Genomic DNA, 26816 nt, shown 5'->3' on the forward strand with positions numbered 1-26816 from the left:
TTATTTTTTAAACCACAAATCATTCAAAAATCCCGAAAAGATTAAGAATGAAACCATCACGACATGGAAGGTGACAACCATGCCAAACAACTGAATCCAGCGATTCTCAGGTAAAGAGTCCTTCCCAGCTTTTTTCCGTTCTTTGTTGAGCGCTTTTTTCTTACGAAGCCAAGCATCATTGATGACCAGTCCAATTCCATGAAAAAGCCCATAGGCGATGTAGTACCAGGTCACACCGTGCCAAAATCCCATAATCAGCATATTTATAATATAGGCGACACTTGAGGTCACATTGCGATTTTTAAAGACCTTCTTTCTGGTCAACACCATAACCATCCGCATAAAGACAAAGTCACGGAACCAGAAAGACAGACTCATGTGCCAGCGATTCCAAAACTCTTTTAAATCCCTAGACAGAAAGGGCTTATTAAAGTTGATAGGACTATGAATACCCATCAAATTGGAGATGGCTAAAGCAAACATAGAGTAGCCCGCAAAGTCAAAGAACAATTCTAAACCAAAGGTATACATCACCGCCAAAGCATAATGATTAAAGAAACCACCTGTCTGCAAGGCCAAATTTTTCAGCGGAGGCAATAATGTCTCTCCTAAAATATGAGCCAAGATAAACTTGTAAAGGAAGCCAAGCATAATATACTTGACAGCCTCTTCTAGCATATCCATCAGCTCACTCCTCTCAGGAATGGTTTCATAATTTTCATTGAAGCGTTTAAAACGATCAATGGGACCACTTGAGAAGGTCGGCATAAAGAGAAGAAAACGCAAGAATTGCCAGATCGTTACATCCTTGATGACACCATCTCTCAGCTCAACGATAACCCCAACTGCACGAAAGGTCAAGTAAGAAATCCCTAAAAAGCCAAACAAAGACTGGGGGCCATGAATAGCGGGAGATACTTTCACAAAGACGATTGGCAATAGAGATAAAAAGCTAACCAGGTAAAATATCCATTTACTATCCCGTCGTTTCCTGTACCCTTTGTAGAAAAATACAAGCAGTACTTGCCAGATAACATAAAGGATAAGAGCGCTTATTTGATTCGTCTTTCCACCGACCAACATGGTGACGATAAAGAAGAGACTGACGAGCACCTCATACCAGGCAAAGCGTTTCTTGAAAAAGAGCCCGATAAATATCGGTAAGGTCGCAGCAATCACGTACAAAAAATAATAAAGATTGCCATAAGGTTCCAAATGAGGTAGCTGTTTATAAAGCTCCATCATCTATTGTTTACCTCATTGATCAAGCCCTTAATATCAATTTTACCATTAGGCGTTAGTGGCAAACTGTCTCGATAGAGAAACTTAGACGGCATCATATAGGACATCATGATATCTGCTAAATCTTCCTTGATAGCCTTGGTAATATCGATATCACGCTCAAACTGCTGACGGACACCGTCCTTTAGGATGACATAGGCCAGCAGATTTTGCACCTTATGATCCTTGTTGTAACGTGGAACAGCAACAGCCGACTCGATATAGCGAGATTTATTGAGGTTTTGAGAGACATCTTCAAGCTCAATGCGATAACCATTAAACTTAATCTGGAAATCCATGCGTCCACCGTAGAGAAGCAAGCCCTCATCTGTCATGGTTCCCACATCTCCTGTGTGGTAGGCTGGAAGGCCTTCAAACTCAAAGAAGGCTTCTGCCGTTTTTTCAGGATTGTTCATATAGCCTTTTGAAACAGCTGGTCCAGAAACGATGATTTCTCCCTGCTCACCATTTGGCAGTTTCTTACCTTCCTCATCAATGATAAAGGTTGGAGAATCCGCCTTGGTATAGCCGATTGGTAGGCGTTTGAGAGTCGACAACATCTCGTCCGTCACGGCAACAGCTGACAGGGCTACTGTCGCTTCTGTTGGGCCGTAAGCATTGATGATACGGGCATTTGGGAAACGTTCGCGCAGTTTTTGAGCTGTTTTGACCGTTAATTCTTCACCATCAAAGTAGAAATGCGTGATTCCAGGCATTTTCTCGCTATTAAAGTCTTCTGACAACATGGCCATATCTGCAAAGGAAGGTGTTGAAGTCCAGATAGCGATGGGTAATGAAAAGATAGTTGCAAAGAGTTGCTTGAAGTCCTGTGTGATAGCAGACGGAAGCGCAAAAAGTGTACCACCTAGTGCCAATGTTGGTGCCCAGTACATGACAGATAGGTCAAAAGAATAAGGCGGTTGAGCCAGCATTTGTGGACGACTTGGCGTCGCAAATTCCTTGTCCGTAATCATCCAGTTGGTAAAGCTGAGAAGATTATCATGGGAAATCTGCACTCCCTTTGGCTTACCAGTCGTACCAGAAGTAAAGATGATGTAATAGTTATCATCGCCCTTGACTGGATGCGTGATCTCATAGCTAGTCCCTTGAGCAAAGGCTTCTTGAACCTGAGCTAGATTCAAAATCGGTGTAGAAACCTGCTCTAATGGAAAGTCTGAAATGGCAATAATCAAGCTTGGCTCTGCAACTTCTACAATAGCAGAAACTCGTTCCAAGGCCGAATGGCTGTCAATGGGAATATAGGCATGCCCCGACTTAGTCAGCGCTACAAAAGTAGCCAACATCTCATATTCCTGGCCACCATAGACGACAACAGGAGATTTTTCTGGCAAATTCAACTGATCAATGGCTGCAGCCAAACTATCCGAATCAGCCTTTAAATCGCCATAAGTGTGCTCTTGACCTAAAACATTGTAGACGGGATATGTTGGCTGTGTTTGAGCAAAGTGCTCAATCGTTTCGATCATATCTTTTATCGGTTTATTAGACACGGTTCATTTTCTCCTTCAAACTAGAACTCATTATAAATAAAGGTTCCTTGACTCTGACCAAGGTAACTAAAAAAATAAAGCAAACCAAGTAAGATTACAAAATATAGGACGGTCTGTCCCAAAAACATATACAATTTTCTGTGTTTTCCCATAGTTAGTGTGTTCAATTTTCTATGATTTTTCAAAAAAGCTATGCAACTATGCATTTACTATCTTATCTTCCTAACATTTTACCATTTTATCAACCTTTTTTTCAACTGTTTACCATAATTCAAAAGTTCGTTTTAGCTTATTTTAAGGCAAGTTAAAATATTAACGTCTTAGCTATCAAAAAAGAGCCTGAGACTTCCATCTCAAACTCTATTGCAAATAGCTCATTTATCTTAGAAAAGTGAAAATACGAGGACTGCTAGGGCCGCACCAATTATAGGTCCTACTACAGGGATCCAAGCATAAGACCAGTCCCCATCTCCCTTGTTTGGAATTGGAAGAAGGCTGTGCATGATGCGAGGACCAAGGTCACGCGCAGGGTTCAAGGCATAACCTGTTGTCCCACCTAGTGAAAGACCGATACCGACAATCAATGTTCCCACTGCAAAGGTCCCCAATCCTGCCTGAAGGTCATAGAGCCCCAAGGCAAAGATTGTCAAGAGCAAAACAAAGGTTCCAAGGATTTCGCTAACCAAGTTGGATACTGTGTTCTTGATTGCTGGTCCAGTACTAAAGGTCGCTAGGATATTCCCTGCATTTTCTTCCGCTTCATAGTGGGGTTTGAATTGCAACCAAACCAAAATTTGAGCCACCATCGCCCCTGCGAACTGGGCTAGGATATAAGGGAAAACAGAACCCCAAGAGAGCGTCCCTTTTAAGGCCATCGCAAACGTCACAGCTGGATTTAGGTGGGCTGGGCTGAGCGTACCAGATACAAAGGCCGCAACGGCTACAGCAATTCCCCATCCCATAGTGATGACAATCCATCCTGAATTGTTACTCTTGGTTTTGGGAAGAACCACACCTGCTACAACACCATTTCCTAGGAGGATAAGGATTAAAGTCCCCAAAAATTCTCCAAATAATTCTTTCATCATATCGTTGTCTCCATTTAAAAGAAGGAGAGAAGGCAAGGAATGCTTGCCTCCCTCTTTTCTAGTTTTTCTTAATTTTTTAATGCTGCTAGATCGTTGTTAGCAAGGGCTGCTGCTACATCCGCACGGTAAGTTGCTTTTTCTTCATCAGACCAGTCATAGAATCGTCCCATTTCATCCAAAACTGGCTCAACGATGCTATTCAAACTATCCCTCATGAAGAGCATGTGATTAGTACGGCGAAGGAGGAAGTCAACTGGGCTCAGAGCCAACTCATTGCGCATTGCATAGTGAAGGGACAAGGTATCTGCCAAGCTGAGTCCTGGCGCTTGTTCCAAGCTGTGAGCAAGGGCAAAGACCTTCGGTGCATTGGAGCCGTATAGATTTGCGAGATAGTGGGCTTCCTTACTATCCAATCCACGTGACACTCCAAGTTGAGCAAAGGCTTCAATTTCAGAGTCCACATTTGCTGGATTCAATTCTCCACCTGAAACAGGGTATGTCTTAGAGTTGATGAGTTTAAAGCTACGGTCAAATTCTGCTTTGAGGATATCAACCACGCGCTCCATAGCCCCTTCAGCCATCTTACGGTAGTCTGTGATTTTACCACCAGCAAGGGTCAAAAGACCATTGTCATCACGATCCAAGCTAGAACCACGAGAAACTGCAGATGGGTCCAAATGTTTCTCAGAGGTGCTGCTTTCAAGCTTGCTGACAGCAGATTCAACATCTTCACGCGTTTTTTCTTTAGAGAGATAAGCCTCGACAGTTGCAATCAAGCTATTGAAGCTCTCGTCGCTAATGGTTCCGTTATTTCCGCCATTGTAGTCGGAAGCACTATTGCCTGCGATCAATGGACGAAGACCAGCCCAGCTGCTTTCGATATCGTCAATCGTGATGTTGGCTTCTGGGAAGCGGTTGTTGACAATACCAAGTAGATAATCTACATCTTCCTGCGTCACTTTTGGATGTTCCAAATCACCTGTGTAGTCTGTATCGGTTGTACCAAAGTAAGTCTTGTTTTCACGTGGGAGAACAAAAACCATACGACCATCTCCCAAACCTGTGTCAAAGTAAACTGGCTGTGAAACCTTGATCCTGCTTGAATCCACTACCAAATGAACTCCCTTAGTTGGACGCATTTGTGAGAATTGCGTTCCCTTATTAGACAAATTACGTACCTTGTCGCTCCAAGGACCTGTTGTGTTGATAACCAGACGCGCCTTGATTTCAAATACTTGGTCTGTCAACAAGTCACGAGCTACAACACCTGTAATCTTGCCGCTTTCGTCAAAGAGGAAGCCTTCTGCCTTCACGTGGTTGGCAATGAGGGCACCGTCTTGGTTGGCACGTTTGATGTTTTCAATCACGAGACGCGCATCGTTATTACGGAAGTCAAGGTAAACTCCACCTCCTACCAAGCCTTCTTTCTTCAAGTTTGGTTGGCGTTCCAAGACTTCTTCCTTGCTCAAGACCTTGTTAGCAGCTGGCGTATTGCTAACACCTGCCAAAAGGTCGTACAAGTCCATGGCTACTTTGAGACGGAAGAGGCTAAAGGTCGCTCCATCCTCATCGTAAACTGGCAAGAGCATTGGGTCTGGTTTTGGAATGTGTGGAGCGATTTGTTGAACCACTGCACGTTCAGAAACTGTATCTGAGACCACTTCCACGTCAAATTGTTTGAGGTAACGCAGACCTCCGTGGACCAATTTTGTTGAACGGCTAGATGTTCCTTCTGCGAAATCCTGCATTTCAATCAAACCAGTATCAAGACCACTGGCTGCTGCCTGCAAGGCTACACCAGCCCCGGTAATCCCTCCACCAATAATCAAGAGATCCAGGGTGCGTTCCTGCATTTTTTTAATTGATAATTCACGTGTTTTCTTTGAAAATTCCATATTTACACACTTTCTAACTGAGTCGTTTCATTCTTAAACTGATAATTGCATCAAGAAACCGTATTAGTCGTCGATTTCCGCAAAGACTTGCGTTGCTTTCACAGCCTTCTTCCAACCCTTGTAGAGTTGTTCCTTGCGAGATTCGTTCATAGATGGCTCAAAGAGTTCTCCTGTCTCATTCAAGAGTTTCAACTCATCCAAGTCCTTCCAGTAACCCACTGCCAAACCAGCTAGGAAGGCCGCCCCTAGGGCTGTTGTTTCCAAATTTTTGGCGCGTGCGATGTCAATTCCCAAGATATCAGCTTGGAACTGCATGAGGAAGTTGTTCATAGCCGCACCGCCATCCACCTTCAAGACTTGGATAGCTGTCTGAGCATCCACTTGCATGGTGTCGATGATGTCACGCACTTGATAAGCGATAGATTGCAAGGTTGCCTTGATAAAGTCTTCTTTAGTTGTTCCACGAGTCAAGCCAAAGACAGAGCCTCGAGCGTTTTGGTTCCAGTAAGGTGCCCCTAGACCTGTAAAGGCTGGTACGACATAAACCTCGTCATTGTTGTGAGAATTGAGAGCATATTTTTCAGACTCTGGTGAGTTTTCTACCATGCGAAGACCATCACGAAGCCATTGAATGGCACTTCCTGCGATGAAGATAGAACCTTCCAAAGCATAGTAAACCTTGCCGTTAATACCATAACCAATCGTTGTCAAGAGGTTGTTTTCAGACAACTGCATCTCTTCCCCAGTGTTCATGATGATGAAAGAACCTGTTCCATAAGTATTCTTAACCATTCCTGGTTCAAAAGCTAATTGACCAAAGAGGGCTGCTTGTTGGTCACCAGCCATACCAGAGATTGGCACTTCTCCACCGTAGAAATGGAATGGAGCAGTCTTGCCATAAATTTCAGAGTTAGAACGAACTTCTGGAAGCATGGCCTTAGGAATATTAAGGATTTCTAAAATCTCATCATCCCATTTAAGATCCTTGATGTTATAGAGCATGGTACGAGCTGCGTTTGAATAGTCGGTCACGTGAGCTGCGCCGTCAGTCAATTTCCAAACCAACCAAGTATCAATGGTACCAAAGAGCAATTCACCCTTTTCAGCTCGCTCTTGAGCGCCTTCTACATGGTCCAAAATCCAACGAACCTTGGTAGCAGAGAAGTAAGCATCGATAATCAAACCAGTCTTTTCATGGAATTTTTCCACATAGCCTTGACTTTTCAGTTGTTCAGCCAGAGGAGCAGTTTGGCGTGATTGCCAAACGATAGCATTATAGATAGGGAGCCCTGTTTTCTTATCCCAGACGACAGTTGTTTCACGTTGGTTGGTAATTCCGATTGCCTCGATTTGACTTGGTTTCACACCACTTTCGATGAAAGCACCCGCAATAACTGACTGAACAGAGTTCCAAATTTCATTTGCATTGTGCTCTACCCAACCTGCTTGAGGGAAAATCTGAGTGAACTCTTTTTGACTAGAGCTGACCTTTTCTCCTTTTTTGTTAAAAATGATGGCACGAGAACTAGTAGTTCCTTGGTCAATAGCCATGATGTATTTTTCTTGTGACATGTGCTGTCCTCCTGATAAAATCTTGAGGGGGTTCCTCTTTACAGTAACTAGTATACAAAATAAAGCGCTTTCTTGTTTATCAATTTTTTTAAAATTTTAAAAAAAAGTGAGGAGATTGTGCGAATTTCACAAAAAAGACCTGAAAATTCAGGTCTTTTAGGCAAATAGCATCTGACGAATTGCTACCAAATCTTCCATATCCAAATCATTTTTCAAGTAGTAGACAGGTGTTTGTTCTTTCTTATGGATCGGGTTGTTGGTAACCAGCAAATCATAATGACGACTGGGGTCATAGGCTTCTATGCTAATGAAGCGATTGTACTCCAAATATCGTTTTAAAAGGGCCGACATTCTCGAAAAAACAAGGAAGCCAGATGTCAAATCCAGACCAATCCTCATATGTTGGCCACCATTTTCTGCCATATACTCTATCAACTGGAGCCATTCCCAGAGAATTTTCTTATCCAGGTCGGTTCCCTGATGAAAGGCTGGCAAGATATGAAAAATTCTCTCTGCAGTTCCTCTAAAATCATGTTCCATCAGCAAATAGGGATGGCGATTCTCTGTCTGGTATCTATACTGATCTTGCAAGATATAGCCCTTGTATAGATAAACTTGACCACAGAGCTGACTGAGTTCATAGGTGACATGGTCCTCTGTGTAGTCCCCCAGTAGCTCCTCCTTCTTCATCTCTTGAATCAATTGCGTCAGCAAATCGGCTAATTGCCCTCCAAAACCAAGGACATACTCCATAGTATGAAGAGGAAGAATACGATGGGAAAGGAGAAATGAAAAAAATATCATCATCTCACCATCCTCAGTTCCTAGAGGGATATGTTGCCCAGCAAAAAAGGACGGAGCCTTTCGAAGCAAACGAAGGTAGAAAATATTGTCAAAATACCCTCGCATTTTTTCTTCTATAACCTGAAACTGACAGGCATTGACCCGAAGGCGCTGTTGACTGATATGAGCCCAGAGAACCAAGTCCAATTTCTGACCCGAAGACAAGCTAGCACCGCAGATTTCTTCTAGGGTAGCAATATCCTGCTTTCTCTCAGCTTTCTGCATGTGACCTTCCCACTCCTGACTGGACCAGACCTTGCGGAAAAGGCAGAAATAAAAGTAACGAATCTGATGCTCTGGACCTCGCCAACGACCATTTTGGATAGATAAGTCAAACTCTGACAAAATATGATTCAAGCTAGACAAATGGCGACCAAGCGTGGCCTCGCTAATCATCAATTCTTGAGCCAGTTGATGGGCTAAGAACTGTTGGTGATAGAGAAGGTACACTAAAATTTGGTATTTAATAGCATTGTCTAGAAACAAGCTCCGAATCTCTCTCCCCTTTGTAGCTGTACCAATCGACAAACGCAGATTTTCATCTTCCAAGTGGATGGTCAGTTCCAACCCTCTTTCCAAGGCATTTTCGTTAATCAGAGAGATGTACTTGGTTAGAGTCGCCTTTGAAAAACCTGTTTCTTCCATGGTTTCCTTGACTGTTGTCTGCGAATCTTGTAATAGAAAGGAAAGGACTAAAAATTGACCAGATTCGGCTTTTTCCATCAAATCACCTAAATACATTTGTTACCCCTTTCATTTTCTCCTTCAAGCATAGCATAAATCTTAGAAATGCGGAAATAATCTGTTTCTCATTTTATTTTAAAGCCGATTTCCTCGTCCTTATTCCACAGAAACAGCAAACACACAACTCCCCCTTTAGGCATTTTTATGCTAAAATAGTAGCTATGGATAAAATTATTAAAACAATATCAGAAAGTGGTTCTTTTCGTGCTTTCGTTCTTGATAGCACGGAAACCGTCCGCACTGCTCAAGAAAAACATCAAACTCAAGCCAGTTCAACTGTCGCACTTGGTCGTACACTTATCGCTAGCCAAATTCTCGCAGCCAATGAAAAAGGAAATACCAAACTAACTGTTAAAGTTCTTGGAACGAGCTCTCTCGGTGCCATCATCACGGTCGCAGATACCAAGGGCAACGTCAAAGGCTACGTTCAAAATCCAGGTGTTGACATCAAAAAGACTGCAACTGGTGAAGTCCTTGTCGGACCTTTTGTCGGAAATGGTCAATTTCTCGTTATCACTGACTACGGTACTGGAAATCCCTACAACTCCATGACTCCTCTCATCTCTGGGGAGATCGGTGAAGACTTGGCCTATTACCTGACTGAAAGCCAACAAACACCTTCAGCAGTCGGCCTCAATGTCCTTTTGGACGAGGAAGACAAGGTCAAGGTTGCAGGTGGTTTCCTAGTCCAAGTATTGCCAGGAGCCAAGGAAGAAGAGATTGCTCGCTTTGAAAAACGCATCCAAGAAATGCCAGCTATCTCGACACTTCTGGAAAGCGACGACCATATCGAAGCTCTCCTCAAAGCTATCTACGGCGACGAATCCTACAAATGCCTATCTGAGGAAGAAATCCGTTTCCAATGTGACTGTAGCAAAGACCGCTTTATGAACGCTCTTGCCAGCCTTCCAACTTCAGACCTGGAGGAAATGAAAGAGGAAGACCACGGAGCAGAAATCACTTGTCAATTCTGCCAAACCACTTACAACTTTGATGAAAACGACCTGGAGGAACTCATTCGTGACAAATCTTAATACACCTTTTATGATTGGCAATGTTGAGATTCCCAATCGTACCGTTTTAGCACCCATGGCTGGTGTCACCAACTCAGCCTTTCGTACCATCGCAAAAGAGCTCGGAGCAGGACTCGTTGTCATGGAAATGGTCTCTGACAAGGGAATCCAATACAATAACGAAAAAACCCTGCACATGCTTCATATCGATGAAGGCGAAAACCCAGTTTCTATCCAACTTTTTGGTAGCGACGAAGATAGCCTAGCACGCGCAGCAGAATTCATCCAAGAAAATACCAAGACCGATATCGTCGATATCAACATGGGCTGCCCAGTTAACAAAATCGTGAAGAACGAAGCTGGTGCTATGTGGCTCAAGGACCCAGATAAGATCTACTCTATTATCAACAAGGTCCAATCTGTCCTCGATATCCCCCTCACTGTCAAAATGCGCACCGGCTGGTCTGATTCATCCTTAGCCGTTGAGAATGCTCTCGCTGCTGAGGCTGCTGGTGTCTCTGCCCTTGCAATGCACGGTCGTACACGCGAACAAATGTACACTGGCCACGCTGATCTTGAGACCTTGCACGACGTAGCCCAAGCCCTAACCAAGATTCCATTTATCGCCAACGGTGACATCCGTACGGTTCAAGACGCTAAACAACGTATCGAAGAAGTCGGGGCTGATGCTGTTATGATTGGTCGCGCAGCCATGGGAAATCCCTACCTCTTCAACCAGATCAATCACTATTTTGAAACGGGAGAAATCCTTCCTGATTTGACCTTTGAGGATAAGATGAAAATCGCCTACGAACACTTAAAACGCTTGATTAGCCTCAAAGGAGAAAAAATTGCAGTCCGTGAATTCCGTGGCCTCGCTCCTCACTATCTTCGTGGTACATCTGGCGCAGCCAAGCTTCGTGGAGCCATTTCACAAGCTAGCACCCTAGCAGAGATTGAAGCCCTCTTGCAATTAGATAAAGCATAGTCTCACATCTACAACTCACAAAAACGGCAAAGCTCAAAATGAGTCTTGCCGTTTTTTATATGTTTTCATCTTGTAAATCTAATTGCTTCACTCTAGCTATATAGTAGGACATGATCAAAAACAAATTCAGACTGATAATCCAAACAGACCATTCATGAAGAAAATGCATCAATACAGCCAAGCTGATTGCCCCCACTATGAAACTTCCCACAACAATCCCATAATTTAAGGCTTGACGACGGTATTCTTGGATATTTCCTTCTCTTCTAGCAATGCGATACAAAGCGGTCAACATCTTTCGGTAATTTCCAGACGTCATAAAAATGACATAGGGATGATCTTCAATCAAACTACCCGTAAATGTTAGCATCATCATTCCTGTTCCAAAAGCAATGAAAGGAACTTCTAATAGAGGAAATCGTGAAAAGAAAGGCAAAATAAGGGTCCCGATAAATAAGGGGAGCAACATCTTAACCCGCCAGTAGGCCGTTTTGCGGTATTCTTTCATGTGCAATGCAAACAGAAATCCTAGAGAAAAGAAAAGAATTGAGCAGAATCGTAGCATCGTATTGATGACATTTGAGTCGTGCCAATCAGATATAAGTAGGAGAATATTCCCTGTCTGTGTCGCTACCAAACTATGGTATTGAATATGGCAAAACACATCCAAAGAACCACCTACAAACCCAAGAAATACTCCCATCAATCGTGTGTTTTGAGGTAAGATTAATTTATCCGCCATGTACTATCACTCGTTTTCCTTTGGTTTTTTTATTATACCACTTTCTCTTGGAGAAACTAAGTGAAAAACAGTTGGCTCACTCTTTTACAGCACGATTTCTAGTAAAAGTTAAAGCACCAAATTTTATTATTGAATCAAGGCAACGCTTGAAACTTTACCATCCGCACCTGTTGTAATTTGGATGATTTTTCCCCCACCGATTTTGGCATTATACTTACCATCATCAAGAGTGTAAGAGTAACCTCTGATAGAATAGTTTTCTTTCTTTCCATCTGCAGTTTCTACTGTGAATTGCCCCCCTGATGAAACCGTAATGGCTTCGCCATTCGCTCCCTTCCAGTTGCCCGCTGCAGCTGAGAAGTCACCATCCACCATGGTTAAAACTCCCTTGTAGCGTTTGTTGTGTTCTGCTTGCTTGTCTTGAAGTTTGCGGTCAGTTGTCGGATCATAGCTTGACTGGTTAGACTGGGCTTGAGAACCTTGTTGAGTTGACGGAGCCTGAGAAGGGGCTGGTTGACTAGGAGTTGCTTGTTCTTGTCTTGATTCAGGGGCTGGTTTCGCTTGTGATTGATCTGCTGTTGTAGAAGATTGGTCAGAAGATGCTTGAGCTTTTTCAGATGAAGCTGAATTTGAAGATTTTTGAGTCTTACTTTCTTTGCTAGAAGAAGCTGCTTTAGAACTTGATGATTGGCTTGTCTTGGCAGAGCCACTTGTTTGAGTGGTTTCGTTTTTATTTCCACAAGCTCCCAGTAGCAAGGTAGAAGTCAATACAGTCGCTGCCATTAATTTGATATAGGTTTTCTTTTTCATATTTCTACTCCTTTGTAACATTTTTGAAATGTTAAGAAATCTTTTTGTAACACAATTGTAACATTGAGCTTTGAATCTGTCAACTATTTAGAGAAACTATTTTAAAAATTGTTTTCTCTACTATTTCTATTCGTAATCGAAACGAAAAAATAGAAAAATTTTCTAGATTAGAGTCATATTTTCACATCACTCTTGTGTATTCGATTGCATTGTTTTAGACAAAGATCTACAATACTATTGAAATAGGAGGTAGATTCTTATGGCAAACAAGTATTTCAAGTATCTTCCTTGGTTGATTTTGGGAGCTATTAGCTCTTATCAAACAGCCACTTACTATTCGCGAACTGCATTTGATGTATTCTATCTGACAATGATCTTTATGATAGTCTATATCGCTTTGTTATTCCTACACGAAAAATATCTCAAGTATCGATACAAAGACTTCTTTACTCACATATTGAGTAATCCTAAGAAAGATAGCCACCACTAAAACTAGTCGCAACAGAAAGCCATCTCAAGATGATAAATAAAGAGGTCGGGAACTTTTCCTGACCTCACTTTTTATTTCAATCGATAGGTTTTTCTTGGTTTCTTTTTAGGCACTCGTTTGAGTCCGACTTCTTCTACATATTCGCCGTATTTTACGAGAAAGTTATTGCTGACGATGGGACGACCTGGGTTGATGAGATTGACCAGTTCAGTTCCTTCGTAGACAGTGAACTCCTCCTCCAGCAGATAGAGAAAGGTTGGGTTCCAGTCGAGACGGCCTTGGATCCGTTTGATGGACTCTTGGATAATAGCATAATGGTCAAAGGCGAAGGCACTCTCCTCCAACTCCACTCCCTCTAGGAAGCATTTGCCCGTCTGAAAATCGACATCTACAAAAACCACATCCTTAGCATCATCTCCTGCTTGAACAAGTTCTAACGCACGACTAGGCAGATAAACCAAGTGGGCAATGGTCACCGTCCAGCCCCTTGGATCACGACCGGGAGTCGATACAGTCATCAATTGCTCGATTTTTTCTAAAGGAAGATCGAGATTGACTTCTTCTCTCACCTCACGCTGACAGGCATGCGCAGCATCCTCTCCCTTATCCATAAAGCCTCCAACCAGAGCCAAACAGTTTTGATAAGGGTGGGCCTTGCGACGGATCAGCAAGAGCTTGATCTTTCCTTCGACAAAGCAGTAAGCCACCATATCTACTGTCACACTTGGTTTTTCATATTGAGGGAGTTCCTGTTTGTAGTACCAGTCTAAAAACTCCTCCTGACTTGCATGAATTTCATAATATTCTTTTTCCGTCATCCCTGCTGGAATCTTCGAGTCTACCATTTTAGGCCTCCTTTCGAACTGCCTTGGTCCATTGGTACCATCCTACTAGACTATTAAGTGTGTATACCCAGTACATACCTTGGATGTGGATATTTTCACCCCACCAGAGGTAGATACTAAAGAGATTGGTTGCAATCCAGAAAATCCATTGCTCACGGTAGAGACGTGTCATCAAGAGCTGACCAACACCATTGGTCGCATCGGTTACACTATCACGGAAAGGTCGAGCGCTATGGATACTTTGATAAGCCAAGCCCATACCAATCCAGATGATGGCAGTCAAGACCAAGTACTTGAGCCAGTCAAGTACAGATAATTTCTTAGCTTCAAAGTGGGATTCTTCTGGTTTTCCTTGGTCATTGATACGATTGGACAACCAAGCATAGAGACCAATCGGTTGCATGACAAAGAAGTAAACGGTCGTCAAGACTTCACCATAAAAAGTCGCATTCATAGCCAAAATCAAATAGATAGCTGAGTTAATGGTCCCAAAGAGATAATTGCTTGCACGCCCTTCTGCTACCAAGATAACACAGACAATCCCAGTCCAAGATGCAAACAAAGCCAGTCATGGCTTTCTATATTTTGCGTGAACTCTAAGATCAAGGGAACACTTGACAAGGCGATGAGATACAACCACTGGAAAAGACTGCGGCCGACAAAGAGATCTTTCCAGAGCAAGCGCATGGTTCCTGCAAAACCAATCTTGCGAGCTTCTGCATGGACATTTTTAAAGTTTTCGATAAATTGTGTGATTTTTTCAGTTAGCTTTTTCATAATTTTCTCCTAATCTGCTTGGTAAATGGCATCAATAGCCACTTTTGCTGCTTCATAATTGCCTAGGTAATCCTCAGCTAGATAAACTAGTGGAATGGTGGTTAAATATTGCTCTCTCATCTGGTCCAAATGCTGGGAAAAACTGTGACGAATATGTTCTTCTGCCATGGTCATATCTCTAAAGCCGTCATTGACATAGGAGCCGACAGGTTGCACAAAGAGAATCAAGTCCCATTTTTCCTTAGCCAAGATCGAAACAAAGAGATTGTCAAAGGTTTCTCCTGATAAGTCCTCTTGGTCCTCAGTCTCCATGTAATAATCATAGTAGCCCTTGGTTACTAAGGAGTTGGTGTCAGCTATCACTAGACCTCGATTGGCATTGCTATCGATTAACTTAGAGGTCTGGTCATACTGCCCTAAAAGGAGATAATAGTAATCTTTTGGAGTCAATTCATCGTCGCGGACATTGTTTTTGATCTGGTACTCACGTGCGTATTCCAGACTGACCGGCGCATCGTAATACCTTGCCAAATCCTTGGCCAGAGTGGTCTTCCCATTGCTGGCACTTCCCATAATCAACACTTTCTTAGTAAACTGACGACGGAAAGGTTGAGCGATATATTTCCAATATTTGCTTGGATTTTCTCGAATCATAGTCGCTGAGATGCCAAACTTTCTTTCTTGCAAAACGGTCTCAAAGCCACGATTTGATAATTCTTGCTGGTAGTCACGTTCCCCCACAAAAAAGATCAGTTCTTGCTGGGTTTCATCATAGGAAATCTCCGATAACATCTGCTCCAACCACTCCTGCCACCCCATAGGGTAACGAGGAATCTTGGTCTCATCTAACTTGCAGACAGAGGTCAACTCGTCATCACGAAAAGCCTCTCTGATATAGCGAAATCTTTTTTGAAGACTTAAGCCTACCTGCTCCCCTCTGTCTCCCTCATAGCCTGAAACGACTACCCAGACCTGGTCACACTGACGCTTCGCTCGCTGGATTAAATCGATATGCCCCTGATGGAGAGGGGCAAAGGTCCCAAACACTACTGCTGTTTTCTTTTTCATACACGCTCACTTTTTTATAAGTTTTTATATTTTTATTTTTCTATGTTTTTATTATATCTTATATTTTTATTTTGTCAATAGTTTTTTATTATTTTTTATAAAAAGGTGATAAAAAAGAATCAGGATCACTCCTGATTCTCTATTTCTATGCAATATCAAATTTTAATTGACCAGCTTTGACACCAATCTTGAGGGTCTTGCCTGCTACCAGTTCTCCCTTGAGAAGGAGTTCTGCCAGCTTATCTTCCACTTCGGTTTGTAGTGTTCTGCGAAGTGGACGGGCTCCCATTTCTGGATTGTAACCGTGACTAGCTAGTAACTTCAGTGCTGAAGCTTGTAGTTTCAAGTCGATGCCTTTCTCTGCTAGGCTAGCAATCAATGGTTTAACCATGATCTTGACAATTTCCTGCATGTGTTCACTGTCCAAACTGTGGAAGACCACCTTTTCATCAATACGGTTGATAAACTCAGGTCGATAAGCTTTTTTCAACTCTTCAAAGATTCGTTTTTCCATATTTTCCTGGTCAAAACGAATGTCCTTGGCCCCAAAACCGACAGTCTTGTCATCACGAAGGGCTGTCGCACCAAGGTTTGACGTCATGATAATGATGGTATTTGAAAAATCAACCTTGCGACCCTTGCTATCTGTTAGAACTCCATCGTCCAAGACTTGCAAGAGGACATTAAAGATGTCTGGGTGGGCTTTTTCAACCTCATCAAAGAGAAGCACTGAGTAAGGTTTATTGCGGACCTTCTCTGTCAATTCCCCCCCTTCTTCGTAGCCCACATAGCCCGGAGGAGCTCCATTGAGACGGCTAGCTGCAAATTTCTCCATATACTCACTCATATCAAAGCGGATAAGGGCTGATTCGTCATCAAAGAGAACTTCTGCCAGAGCCTTGGCCAATTCGGTCTTCCCGACACCCGTCGGTCCTAAGAACATAAAGGAACCAATTGGACGTTTGTGACTGCGAATACCTGACTGATTGCGGCGAATGGCTCGGCTAATACTTGAAACAGCTTGATCTTGACCGATGACACGTTTGTGTAGTTCAGCTTCCAAGTTCAGGTATTTCTTAGCATCTGTTTGCGTCAGTTTTTGGACTGGAATCCCTGACAAGCGACTCAAGGTCGTCAAAATTTCAGATTCTGTCACCAAGTCTTTATAGACAGGGACTTCTTGTTCTTTTGCGATTAACTGGGCTGCCTGTTTCCACTTGCCATCCATCAATGCCTTGTCAGCTGGACTCAAGTCGGATTCGTCTGCTTTCACATGTTTGGATTTGTTTTGCACCGTTGCTGCCGCTTCGTCCAAAAGATCAATGGCAGAGTCTGGCAAGTGACGACTGGTCAAGTAACGATGTGCCATCTTGACAGCTGTTTCAACAGCTTCATCTGTGATTTGCACACGGTGGTGTTTCTCATAAGTCGCCTTCAAACCTTGCAAAATAGTCATACTGTCAGCTAAACTTGGCTCTTCAATCGTCACTTTGGCAAACCGACGAGAAAGGGCAGCATCTTTTTCGATGTGTTTTTGGTATTCTTCCTGAGTGGTTGCACCAACCGTTCTCAAAGTTCCACGAGCCAAGGCTGGTTTCAAGATATTAGCCGCATCCAGAGTCGAATCAATACCGCTACCAGAACCCATGATGGTGTGAAGTTCATCAATAAAGAGGATTACTTTGCCATCTTCCTCGATATCCTTGATGATATTGTTCATGCGCTCTTCAAAATCTCCACGGAAACGTGTCCCCGCAACAACATTCATCAAATCAAGCTCTAGAACACGCATCTTGGCCATTTCCGCAGGTACATCCCCACTAGCAATACGCTGAGCAAGTCCAAGTGCTAAAGCTGTTTTCCCGACACCAGCATCTCCAACCAAGACCGGATTGTTCTTGGTCTTCCGACTCAAAATCTGAATCATACGTGAGATTTCCTTGTCACGACCGATAACTGGCTCTAACTTGCCAGAACGCGCTTGCTCCGTCAGGTCATGCGTGTAGTCCTCTAAACCACCACTTTGAGCTTGAGGCATACCCATCATATTGGCCATGGAATTTTGCTTGTCAGTTACTGTGCGATGGCGTTGACGTAAAGCCTTGAGGTCTTCTCTTGTCCATCCTGCACGTTCCTCTAAATTGCGACGAAGAGCAGCAATTCTGACCTGATCTTTCTGGTCTTCATAAGAAAAGCCTGCTCTCTCCAAGATGCGAGTCGCCAAGGCATTGCCATCATGCAAGATTGCATATAATACATGCTCTGTCCCTAGCACCTTTGCATGGACCACTGAGGCCACATACTCTGCTTCTGCAAATAGGACCTCCAAACGATGAGAAAAAGGCAATTCCGTAAAGGTTTCGTCCTGGCTATAGTCCGTTTCAGTCAGTTCTAACGCAACCTCTTCTAAACGGTCCATCTCGTATGGATAATCGTTTAAAGTCGCACCTGCCACGCTGTAACTGTGATTGGACATGGCAATCAATAAATGCCAAGACTCTAGGTAACGAGCTCCAAAATGGCCAGCAACCATGTAGGCACTTTCGATACATTCATTCAATGCTTTTGAATAGTTCATCTTACTTCTCTTTTCTATCTACCTCTTGTAATAGCTGTCGGAGCATATTGGCACGGACAACTGAGGATTCTTCCCCTAGGACACGATCCGTTGCTACTGAAGTCAGCAAGGTCATCTCCTGCTTGGTCATCAAGTCCTGCTCCACCAAAAGCTGGAGAATGTCCTCATAGATCTCCTGACTAACTCGCTCACCAATCGAGTAAAGCAAATCGCGGAGCATCTCATGATGACTGGAAAACTCAATCCGGCCTATTCGAATGTAGCCTCCGCCACCACGCTTGCTCTCAACCAAGTAACCTCTACTTTCCGTAAAGCGTGTCTTGATTACATAGTTGATCTGACTTGGCACAACCTGAAAGGTATCTGCCAACTGGCTCCGCTGCAATTCCACGATACCAGACTGGTCTAATATCGCCTTGATATAGGCCTCGATATGATCTGATGTATTTTTAAATCTCATAGTAAATCAAACTCCTTCTTTGAACCTTGACTATCTTTGACTATACTATCATTTAACACTCTATAAGTCAAATTTTTAAGGCTCAACCATTGGAAATACTGACTTTTTTAAAAAACACTTTGGCATTAATTCGCCTTAGTTTTTCTTGAAAGTTCCTAAAAAAGTCCACAAAAAAGAGTCCTAAAAAGGGCGTAATATTGACGAGTTCAGCAGGCAAGGAACTATAATTCGTTAAGCTGTTCCTGTTTTAATTCTGCTATAGCGTCTTTTAGTTCTTTTTCCCAACTGCTACAAGTTGACTTACTGATACTTAGTTCTTTAGCTATATAGTCAAATGATTTCCCAGACGCTCTTAGTTTAATAAATTCTGTTTTAGTTTCTTGACTTTTCATTCGTCGCCTTTGTTTTTTTCGTTATACTTGCCTAACATTTCAAAACCTTTATCAAAAGCGAAAAAACCTAAACCTAAAGAAAACGGCGCTCCGACTATTTCTATAACTTTTGCCCACCTTGTCCCAAAATCTTCTGAAAAATAAGCAAGTGCCCCAACGGCTACAACTGCTAAAATTAAAAAATACGCTCCCAAATCTGCATTTTCTGTTACTTTGGCTTTTTCTGTTCTACTTTTTTTACTCATAATAATCGCCTTTCATTTTTAGCCTTTCTACTTCCGCTAGTACGGTCAAACGTGCTTTTTCTATATCTCCATTTCCCTAGTAAAGAAAACCTATTCCACCAACAATTCTAATTTTCTCTTAACTTTTAAAATTGTCTCCCAACTCATTCTGTTTTTCTTTTAGTATTTTCTGTTCCTATTTAATTTCTTTTCGATATTTATCTACAGATTTTTCAAAAATTAAATAACCTATAAATAATAATGTCGGAGTTAAAACTGTTCCCACTACGTTTTCAAATCTTTTTTCATCTAATCCTAATAACTTTGCAATATCAGGACTAAAGTAAATTATAAATCCTGATACTATAGCAATTGCAATAAATGCAAAGGAGACAACTGATGTCCCATTTTCTCTCCGTAATTTCTTCAGTCTGCTTAACATGTCGTACACTATTTCTATTGCTTTACAAAAAGGGCGCTGGTAAAGGATAATCTTCACCAACTCCCTATTTTTCTACTTATCTAATCCCAATTCTGCTAATATTTGTCGTTTGTAGGCAATCTTTTGGACTTCCTTGTCCTCACCTTCAGACCAATCTAGTTTAATTTCTGAGACAATCTGCCCAGGCCGATTTTTCAAGATATAGATGCGGTCGCTGAGATTGAGGGCCTCTTCGATACTATGCGTGATGATGAGGGTCGTCAGCTGTAGCTGTTTGTGAATCTCAAGGTACCAAGCGTGGAGTTCCATCTTTGTCATCTCGTCCAGGGCGCTAAAAGCCTCGTCAAGAAGAAAGAGCTTGTGGCCAAAAAGATGGGTCCGCAGCAAGGCCACACGCTGGCGCATCCCTCCGCTGAGTTCGTGAGGATACTTATCCCGTATAGAAGTCAGCTGGAAGGTTGCAAGGATTTCGTCTGCTCGGGCAATAGCCTCTGCTTTATCCACCTTTTGAATCAAGAGCGGCAAAATGATATTGCCAAGCACCGTCTTGTGTTCCAAGAGGAGATCCTTTTGTAACATATAACTCACGCGCCCCTTAGGATTTTCCTCGCCATCAAGGACAATTCGCCCAGACTGGACTTCTAAAATCCCAGCGATTAGGTTAAAGAGGGTGGTCTTTCCTACACCACTTGGACCTAGAATAGAAACCACTTCACCTGACGTCACCTGCAGGTTGATATCCTCTAAAATTTTTTCATCGCCATAGGCATAACTTACATGTTCGAGTCTAATTTCTGTCATTATTTTACAAATTCGTTAGTGAAGCCCTTGTCAGTCAAGTCTTCTTTGAGGATACCATGTTCTTTATCCCATTTGTAGAAGGCATTCCAGCGGTCAGCGTCAAATTGTCCCCATTTTTCCTTGTCGCTTGCATATTCTTTTGACAAGTATTTTTGAGATTCGATAACAAAGTCACGTTTTTCCTTGAGTTCAGGTGCATTCTTGATGAGGATATCTGCAGCTTCTTCTGGATGTTCCATGGCATATTGGTAGCCTTTTTTGATGGCTTGGATGACTTTGCGAGCTTCTTCTTTGTTGTCTTTGAGATAGTCGTTGTTTGCGATGATAACGGGTGAGTAGTAGTCAAACTCTTTTACATAGTCTTTCAGGTACATGAAGTTAGCCTCTACGCCTTGAGATTTGGCAAGGATGCCATCCCAACCGTAGTAGATCCAAGCGGTGTCAAAGACGCCATTGGCAATCGGTGTAATGGAGTTTGAGTCGTTGTTTGGTACTTTTTCTACCTTCTCAAAGTCTCCGCCTTGTGATTCTACCAAGGTTTTCAACATAGCAAGCTCCGTTGGGTCATTCCAGGTTCCGTATTTCTTCCCAACTAAGTCCTTTGGACTGCTGACATTGTCAGATTTACGTGAGATGATTCCAGATGTATTGTGCTCAACGATAGCGGCAACGGCAGTGATTCCTGCCCCTTTTTCCAATTTTTTAGCCATGTAGTCTTGGAAATAGATAGCAAATGGCGCCTTGCCATTAATCACCAAGTCAGATGAGCTTTCTTCAGGTGGCAATTTCAAGTCAACATCCACTCCAGCTTCTTTGAAATAACCTTTTTCCTTGGCAACATACAGCCCTGTGTGGTTGGTATTTGGCGTCCAGTCTAGGATAACGTCAATCTTTTTGAGTTCTGCTTCTTTGTTGTCCTTAGAAGCAGTTCCTTGACCACAAGCCACCAGCACGACAGCTACAAGAGCTGTCACAAGCGTTAAAAACACTTTCCATGTTTTCTTCATTTTGATTTCCTCTTTTCTTTTTCTAAAACATCCTTATCTTAGGGACGTTTCCATTTAATCACATATTTTTCGCTAATATCAACCAATTTCATACCCAAAAGGCTGATAATCGACACCATAATAATAATGGCAAACATGGTATCATACTGAAACAGTTTTTTAGACTGAATCATATAAACACCAAGACCTTCAAAACCTCCTAGCCACTCGGACACCACGGTTGTGATAAAGGCGTAGGAGACACTGACCCTCAGACCTGCATAAAAGTAAGGCAGGCTAACCGGGATTTTAAAATGCCAAAGGATTTGCCAGGGCTTGGCTCGCATCAGACTAAATAAGGTCAGCATATCCTTGTCACAATGCCTAAATCCATCCAAAATACTGACGATGATAGGGAAGGTTGTCGTCAGGATAATCAAGACAATCTTGGGTAAAATTCCATAGCCTAGCCACAAAACCAGGATAGGAGCTATAGCAATGGTCGGAATGGTCTGAACAACCACCATCATAGGGTAGATAAGATCATTGAGCCAAGCCAGACTGTCCATAAGCACCGCCATGAGACAGGCAATCAAGACTCCTAAGACTAGTCCGAGTAAAGCCACTCTCAAGGTCGCCCAGCTATGGTGCCAGAGAAATTCTCTGTCACGAACAAAGGCCTGAAGAATTTCAAAGGGAGTTGGTAGGATAAACTTGGGTAAAAGTTTGAATATTCCCGCTAACTGCCAGACCGACAAGACTCCTATAAAGCCCAAAAGACTAATGTGTCGTCTCATCATACTTTTCAAGTTTCTCATCGATGCTTAAAATCTCTCCTACATTTATTTTGACATTGGCAAAGACATTATCTGCCTCCTGCCCTGCCACTTCTAGCGCTTCTTTGAGAATGCGCATGAGCTCATCAAACTCTCCTTCCAAGACCGTTTCAAAGGGTGTCACCACCATGGTCACGGACTGAGCTTGCAGATAAGCAATAACCTGATCGATAATAGCAATCCGGTCAATCCCCTGTGATAGGGGCAAGACTTGCAAGGCAATGCTTGCTTTCATAAAAACCTCCTCTTCTAGGCTTCCTTTTGACAAAAAGAAAACCCCTTCCATATACGGAAAAGGTGCAGAATTCGGCTAAGTATCCTTCCCTACGCTGGCATTACCCAGATCAGGTGCGGTCGAAGTTTAACACTTCCTCTCAGACTGTACACAGACTCCCGTATCTTATATGGACATATGATAACGTAAATAAATAGATAAGTCAAGGAAACTGCTTACAGAAAATCATGAAAAAGAGTTTGAAGGCAAGTACTTCAAACTCCATCATATCTTTCTTATTTAGCCTCGTACCAAGTTGCTCCTTCATTCTCATCAGCGTTCAGGGGAACACTGAGCTGGATGGCTTCTTCCATGGTTTGTTTCACCAGTACTTTGACGGCTGCTAATTCTGCCTTTGGAACTTCAAGAACGATTTCATCGTGCACTTGCAACAGCATCTTGGTCTGATAGCCACCTTCAACTAGAGCTTTGTCTAGCTGGATCATAGCAATCTTGAGAATATCTGCTGCTGAGCCCTGGATAGGAGAGTTGATGGCCGTCCGCTCTGCAAAACCACGAATGTTAAAGTTGCGTGAATTGATATCTGGCAACTCACGACGACGCTTGAAGAGAGTCTCTACATAGCCCTTATCACGCGCCTCACGCACCACCTCATCCATGTAGTTTTTAATACCTGGGAAGCGTTCAAAGTAAGTGTCAATGTAGGCTTTTGCTTCCTTACGGCTGATGCCTAGATTATTAGACAAGCCAAAGTCTGAAATTCCGTAAACCACTCCGAAGTTAACCGCCTTGGCATTACGACGATCGTTTGGAGTCACATCTTCAGGACGTTCAATGCCAAAGACCCGCATGGCTGTCGAGGTATGGATGTCAGCTCCTTCTTGGAAAGCCTTAATCAAGTGCTCATCTTTAGAGATATGAGCCAAAACGCGCAATTCAATCTGTGAATAGTCCGAGCTGAGCAGTACGCTATCCTCCCACTCAGGCACAAAAGCCTTACGAATGAGACGGCCTTGTTCCAAACGAACAGGGATATTTTGCAAGTTTGGATCTACACTAGACAAACGTCCGGTCTGGGTCAAATCTTGCACATAGCGCGTGTGGATCTTGCCATCATCCAAAATCCAGTCTTGCAAACCAATCACATAGGTAGATTGGATCTTAGCAATCTGACGGTAGTCGAGGATTTTTTTAACAATCGGAGCAATAGGAGCTAGTCGCTCTAGCACATCCACGGCTGTCGAGTAACCTGTTTTGGTTTTCTTAGTGTATTCTAGAGGAAGACCGAGTTTTTCAAAGAGAAGGACGCCCAACTGCTTAGTCGAGTTGATATTAAACTCCTCACCAGCTAGTTCGTAAATCTCTTGAGTCAGTTTTTCAATAACAAGCTCATTTTCAGCCTGCATTTCAAGTAGGGTCTCTTTTTTAACTTTAATTCCAGCAATTTCCATCTTAGCAAGGACAAAAGCCAGAGGTTGCTCCATGTCATAGAGAAGGTCTAACTGCCCATGTTCACTGAGTTTTTCAAGTAAAACCGGCTCTGTTTCAACTAATACTGCAACCTTGCGAGCCAAATGCTCTAAGAATTTCTCTCTCTCAGGGATAGCTTTCTTGACACCCTTACCGTAGAAAGTCTCATCATCAGTCAGATAAGTCTGGCCATAGAGGTTCGCAATGGTTGAAATTTCATTATTCTCGACTGTTGAGAGTAAGTATTTTGCCAAACGACTGTCAAAAGCAGGGGCCTGCAGGTTCAAGCCCAAGCGATTTAAAAGAACCTTCGCTTTCTTAAAGTCATACACTTTTAGAGGTGTTTTTTCTAGAAAATCCTTGAAAATTGGCTCCTGCAAGAGCTCAAGTTTGTCTGTAGCGTAAAGTTTATCTCCACAGGACCAGGCAAAACCAACCAAGTCATCTGTATGGTAGTTCTCACCAAAGAGTTCAAAGTGGAAGATAGAGTCTGCGCTCAGCATGTCTTGACTGACGTGGTCAACGATAGTGAAATCCAAACTTTCAGGCGCATCCGTTGACGAAATATTTAAAGCTTGCTTGAGCTGTTTGAAGCCCATCTCATCGTAGAATTTCCCGAGATTTTCCACATCTGGGCCATTATATACCAAGTCTTCCAGACCAATCTCAATCGGTGCCTGAGTCTCAATGGTCGCCAAGGTTTTAGACAGGAAGGCTTGTTCCTTATCGTTGATGAGATTTTCCTTCATCTTAGATGCCTTCATCCCATCGATATTTTTATAAATTCCCTCTAGCGAGCCATGCTCCAGCAAGAGCTTTATACCCGTCTTTTCACCGATTTTCGTGACACCAGGAATATTATCAGACTTATCCCCCATAAGGGCCTTAAGATCAATAAATTGAGCTGGTGTGAGGCCCATCTTTTCCATAAGGTAATCTGGTGTAAAGGCCTCAAACTCAGCCACACCTTTCTTGGAAATCTCGACCACCGTATGCTCATCCGTCAACTGGATCAAATCCTTATCTCCGCTGACAATAGTCACTTCAAAAGAATCCTTCTCAGCCAAACGGCCTAGAGTCCCGATGATATCATCCGCTTCATACTGGGCCAACTCATAATGGCGAATCCCAAGGTGGTCTAACAACTCACGAATGAAGGGAAATTGCTCACGAAACTCATCTGGAGTTTTAGCACGGCCACCCTTGTAGTCTGCATACATCTCTGTTCGGAAAGTCGTCTTACCTGCATCAAAGGCTACCAAAACATGGCTGGGCTCAACCCGCTCCAAGACATGATTCAACATGAGTTGAAAGCCGTAGATTGCATTGGTATGAAGGCCATTAGCATTTTTAAAACGATCCAACTGCTGATAGAGCGCAAAAAAAGCTCGAAAGGCAACAGAAGATCCATCAATTAATAATAATTTTTTCTTGTCCATATACCCATTATAAAGGAAAGAGGGGAAAAATACCATCGGAAAGAATAGGCAAATGGTAGTGAAGTCCTCTTTTTTATATTCTTTCTAGATTCTAGCTCCATTACTATCCACTCGATAGCCATCCACAGTAGTATTCACTGCTAAAGCCCCTGAAGCATTGACGTAGTAAGATTTTCCGCCTACCTGGAACCACTGACTAGACTTCATAGCCCCTGAACTCTCCAAATAATACCATGTTCCATTTTCCTTGAGCCATCCTGTCTGCATCTCCCCTGATGTCTTTAGATAGTACCAATGCGAGCCATCCTTTACCCAACCTGTTGACATGGTCCCATTGTCTTTGAAGTGATACCAACTGCCATTTATTTTCTTCCAACCAGTTGCGAGTTTCCCGTTCTCACGGTAATTCCAAATACCGTTTTGCTTCTTCCAACCATTCTCCACCGATTCTGTTTCCATATACTGGACGTATCTCCTCATTCCACTATAGGACAGGTAGCTGAGCCATTTATAACCGTCCTTTTCTACGATTTGATCGTAGCTAACATTTTCACCAGGATAGTAGTAGTCAATAACTTGTGCTGTACTTGACGGCTGGTTTCTAATGGCGGACTTTTGAGTAAACGTATGAGTCCCACTAGACGCCAACCCTGACCTGATAGGATTTCCAGTTCTACCACCATTCCCTACCAAGTCCTTAAAATGGATAAAGCCTGTCATAGAACTAGCTTTTACGCTGCGACGATTGTATTTCTCCCTAACACCATAGTTATACTCTTCAATCTCAATCGTATCCCCTGATACATTTGATACCCATGCCACATGCCCATAATAACCTTCTGTCGACCAAGCGATAGAGCCAATTTCTGGCTTGCTGTCAACACGGTAACCTTCTCGCCTTGCGCGATGTCCCCATTCATTTGCATTTCCATAAGCAGGCGGAATCTCAAAACCATTCACACTACTCAAACGAAAGGCCGCAAAAGACGTACACTGGCGAGAATACATCCGCCACTGGTCGATTTCTACACTACCATTTTTATAGTGAAGCGGATAGTCATCGCCACGCGCTACACTGTCGGCCTGAACCGATTCACCACCAAACAAAAAAGCACTCGTAACCAACAATGTGGCCAACCTTACACCCAACTGGGTATATCTACTCTTCTTAACTCCTGATTTTAAAAACGTCATTCATTCTCCTTAATGATATAAATTTCCGAGGTTCCCCTCGTTTATACTATTCGGGAGAAAAAGAAAAAAGTGAGCAAAGCTCACTTCATTTT

Annotated in this window: 25 protein-coding genes, 1 pseudogene and 1 riboswitch; of the genes and pseudogenes, 3 read left to right on the forward strand and 23 right to left on the reverse strand. The window is 42.8% G+C overall.

Annotated features, from left to right (window positions below; translation table 11 throughout):
- The 7 genes from dltB to I6G42_RS01675 all read right to left on the reverse strand — a co-directional run bounded on the left by dltB (position 1) and on the right by I6G42_RS01675 (position 8931).
- Positions 1-1245 (reverse strand): D-alanyl-lipoteichoic acid biosynthesis protein DltB, encoded by a 1245-nt coding sequence (dltB, locus tag I6G42_RS01645; RefSeq protein WP_038804740.1) that lies wholly within the window; start codon positions 1243-1245, stop codon positions 1-3.
- Entirely contained in the window at positions 1242-2792 is a 1551-nt protein-coding gene (gene dltA, locus I6G42_RS01650) for a D-alanine--poly(phosphoribitol) ligase subunit DltA (protein WP_038804741.1), read from the reverse strand. The genes dltB and dltA overlap by 4 nt, the downstream gene beginning before the upstream one ends.
- Positions 2793-2812: 20 nt before the next feature.
- Positions 2813-2944 (reverse strand): teichoic acid D-Ala incorporation-associated protein DltX, encoded by a 132-nt coding sequence (locus I6G42_RS01655; protein WP_025168981.1) that lies wholly within the window; start codon positions 2942-2944, stop codon positions 2813-2815.
- Between the two features lie 231 nt (positions 2945-3175).
- Complete coding sequence (locus I6G42_RS01660; RefSeq protein ID WP_038804742.1) at positions 3176-3880, reverse strand: MIP/aquaporin family protein; 705 nt, start codon at positions 3878-3880, stop codon at positions 3176-3178.
- 68 nt (positions 3881-3948) lie between these two features.
- Positions 3949-5775: a type 1 glycerol-3-phosphate oxidase gene (gene glpO / locus I6G42_RS01665; protein ID WP_038804743.1), complete on the reverse strand. Its 1827-nt coding sequence runs from the start codon at positions 5773-5775 to the stop codon at positions 3949-3951.
- Positions 5776-5838: 63 nt separating this feature from the next.
- A complete protein-coding gene (gene glpK, locus I6G42_RS01670) occupies positions 5839-7347 on the reverse strand; it encodes a glycerol kinase GlpK (protein ID WP_038804744.1) in 1509 nt (502 codons plus the stop codon).
- Positions 7348-7503: 156 nt separating this feature from the next.
- Positions 7504-8931: a helix-turn-helix domain-containing protein gene (locus tag I6G42_RS01675; protein WP_038804745.1), complete on the reverse strand. Its 1428-nt coding sequence runs from the start codon at positions 8929-8931 to the stop codon at positions 7504-7506.
- Positions 8932-9095: 164 nt separating this feature from the next.
- Between I6G42_RS01675 and hslO the strand changes: the two genes are divergently transcribed.
- Both hslO and dusB read left to right on the forward strand, forming a co-directional pair.
- On the forward strand, positions 9096-9968 hold the full coding sequence (gene hslO / locus I6G42_RS01680) for an Hsp33 family molecular chaperone HslO (RefSeq protein WP_038804746.1): 873 nt from the start codon (positions 9096-9098) through the stop codon (positions 9966-9968).
- Entirely contained in the window at positions 9955-10935 is a 981-nt protein-coding gene (gene dusB, locus I6G42_RS01685; RefSeq protein ID WP_038804747.1) for a tRNA dihydrouridine synthase DusB, read from the forward strand. Before hslO ends, dusB begins: the two co-directional genes overlap by 14 nt.
- A 55-nt stretch (positions 10936-10990) precedes the next feature.
- Here dusB and I6G42_RS01690 read toward each other — a convergent pair whose 3' ends face one another.
- The gene (locus I6G42_RS01690) at positions 10991-11677 is read right to left on the reverse strand and encodes a YoaK family protein (RefSeq protein ID WP_000764012.1); all 687 of its coding nucleotides are present in this window, start codon (positions 11675-11677) and stop codon (positions 10991-10993) included.
- 126 nt (positions 11678-11803) lie between these two features.
- Positions 11804-12487 (reverse strand): hypothetical protein, encoded by a 684-nt coding sequence (locus I6G42_RS01695; RefSeq protein WP_038804748.1) that lies wholly within the window; start codon positions 12485-12487, stop codon positions 11804-11806.
- Positions 12488-12746: 259 nt separating this feature from the next.
- On the opposite strand from I6G42_RS01695, the gene I6G42_RS01700 reads away from it, so the two are divergent.
- On the forward strand, positions 12747-12977 hold the full coding sequence (locus I6G42_RS01700) for a hypothetical protein (RefSeq protein ID WP_038804749.1): 231 nt from the start codon (positions 12747-12749) through the stop codon (positions 12975-12977).
- A gap of 71 nt (positions 12978-13048) precedes the next feature.
- On the opposite strand, the gene I6G42_RS01705 is transcribed toward I6G42_RS01700, so the two are convergent.
- From I6G42_RS01705 to I6G42_RS01770, 14 genes and pseudogenes are all read right to left on the reverse strand, one after another.
- Entirely contained in the window at positions 13049-13822 is a 774-nt protein-coding gene (locus tag I6G42_RS01705) for an NUDIX domain-containing protein (RefSeq protein ID WP_038804750.1), read from the reverse strand.
- Between the two features lies 1 nt (position 13823).
- Positions 13824-14599, reverse strand: a pseudogene (pnuC, locus tag I6G42_RS01710) (nicotinamide riboside transporter PnuC).
- Positions 14600-14608: 9 nt separating this feature from the next.
- Positions 14609-15667, reverse strand: coding sequence for an AAA family ATPase (locus I6G42_RS01715; RefSeq protein WP_038804751.1), 1059 nt, complete (start codon positions 15665-15667; stop codon positions 14609-14611).
- A gap of 145 nt (positions 15668-15812) precedes the next feature.
- Positions 15813-18245, reverse strand: coding sequence for an ATP-dependent Clp protease ATP-binding subunit (locus I6G42_RS01720; RefSeq protein ID WP_038804752.1), 2433 nt, complete (start codon positions 18243-18245; stop codon positions 15813-15815).
- Between the two features lies 1 nt (position 18246).
- Positions 18247-18705 (reverse strand): CtsR family transcriptional regulator, encoded by a 459-nt coding sequence (locus I6G42_RS01725; RefSeq protein WP_001211263.1) that lies wholly within the window; start codon positions 18703-18705, stop codon positions 18247-18249.
- Positions 18706-18926: 221 nt separating this feature from the next.
- Positions 18927-19097 carry a helix-turn-helix domain-containing protein gene (locus I6G42_RS01730; RefSeq protein WP_000841982.1) on the reverse strand — a complete coding sequence of 57 codons (171 nt, stop codon included), beginning with the start codon at positions 19095-19097 and terminating at the stop codon, positions 18927-18929.
- Positions 19094-19342 carry a hypothetical protein gene (locus I6G42_RS01735; protein ID WP_000039417.1) on the reverse strand — a complete coding sequence of 83 codons (249 nt, stop codon included), beginning with the start codon at positions 19340-19342 and terminating at the stop codon, positions 19094-19096. Before I6G42_RS01735 ends, I6G42_RS01730 begins: the two co-directional genes overlap by 4 nt.
- Before the next feature lie 175 nt (positions 19343-19517).
- Positions 19518-19820, reverse strand: a complete 303-nt coding sequence (locus tag I6G42_RS01740; protein ID WP_000691712.1) for a hypothetical protein — start codon at positions 19818-19820, stop codon at positions 19518-19520.
- Between the two features lie 15 nt (positions 19821-19835).
- The gene (locus tag I6G42_RS01745; protein WP_038804753.1) at positions 19836-20564 is read right to left on the reverse strand and encodes an ABC transporter ATP-binding protein; all 729 of its coding nucleotides are present in this window, start codon (positions 20562-20564) and stop codon (positions 19836-19838) included.
- Positions 20564-21571 carry an ABC transporter substrate-binding protein gene (locus I6G42_RS01750; protein WP_038804754.1) on the reverse strand — a complete coding sequence of 336 codons (1008 nt, stop codon included), beginning with the start codon at positions 21569-21571 and terminating at the stop codon, positions 20564-20566. Before I6G42_RS01750 ends, I6G42_RS01745 begins: the two co-directional genes overlap by 1 nt.
- 38 nt (positions 21572-21609) lie before the next feature.
- On the reverse strand, positions 21610-22368 hold the full coding sequence (locus I6G42_RS01755; protein WP_068981908.1) for an ABC transporter permease: 759 nt from the start codon (positions 22366-22368) through the stop codon (positions 21610-21612).
- The gene (locus I6G42_RS01760; RefSeq protein ID WP_000647674.1) at positions 22331-22621 is read right to left on the reverse strand and encodes a thiamine-binding protein; all 291 of its coding nucleotides are present in this window, start codon (positions 22619-22621) and stop codon (positions 22331-22333) included. Before I6G42_RS01760 ends, I6G42_RS01755 begins: the two co-directional genes overlap by 38 nt.
- 69 nt (positions 22622-22690) lie before the next feature.
- A riboswitch (TPP riboswitch) is annotated at positions 22691-22793 on the reverse strand.
- Positions 22794-22896: 103 nt separating this feature from the next.
- Entirely contained in the window at positions 22897-25530 is a 2634-nt protein-coding gene (gene polA / locus I6G42_RS01765; protein WP_038804813.1) for a DNA polymerase I, read from the reverse strand.
- A gap of 84 nt (positions 25531-25614) precedes the next feature.
- The gene (locus tag I6G42_RS01770; RefSeq protein ID WP_038804755.1) at positions 25615-26724 is read right to left on the reverse strand and encodes an SH3 domain-containing protein; all 1110 of its coding nucleotides are present in this window, start codon (positions 26722-26724) and stop codon (positions 25615-25617) included.
- Between the last annotated feature and the right edge of the window lie 92 nt (positions 26725-26816).

It is taken from the genome of Streptococcus oralis (assembly GCF_016028255.1).
Classification (GTDB): Bacteria; Bacillota; Bacilli; order Lactobacillales; family Streptococcaceae; genus Streptococcus; species Streptococcus oralis_AC.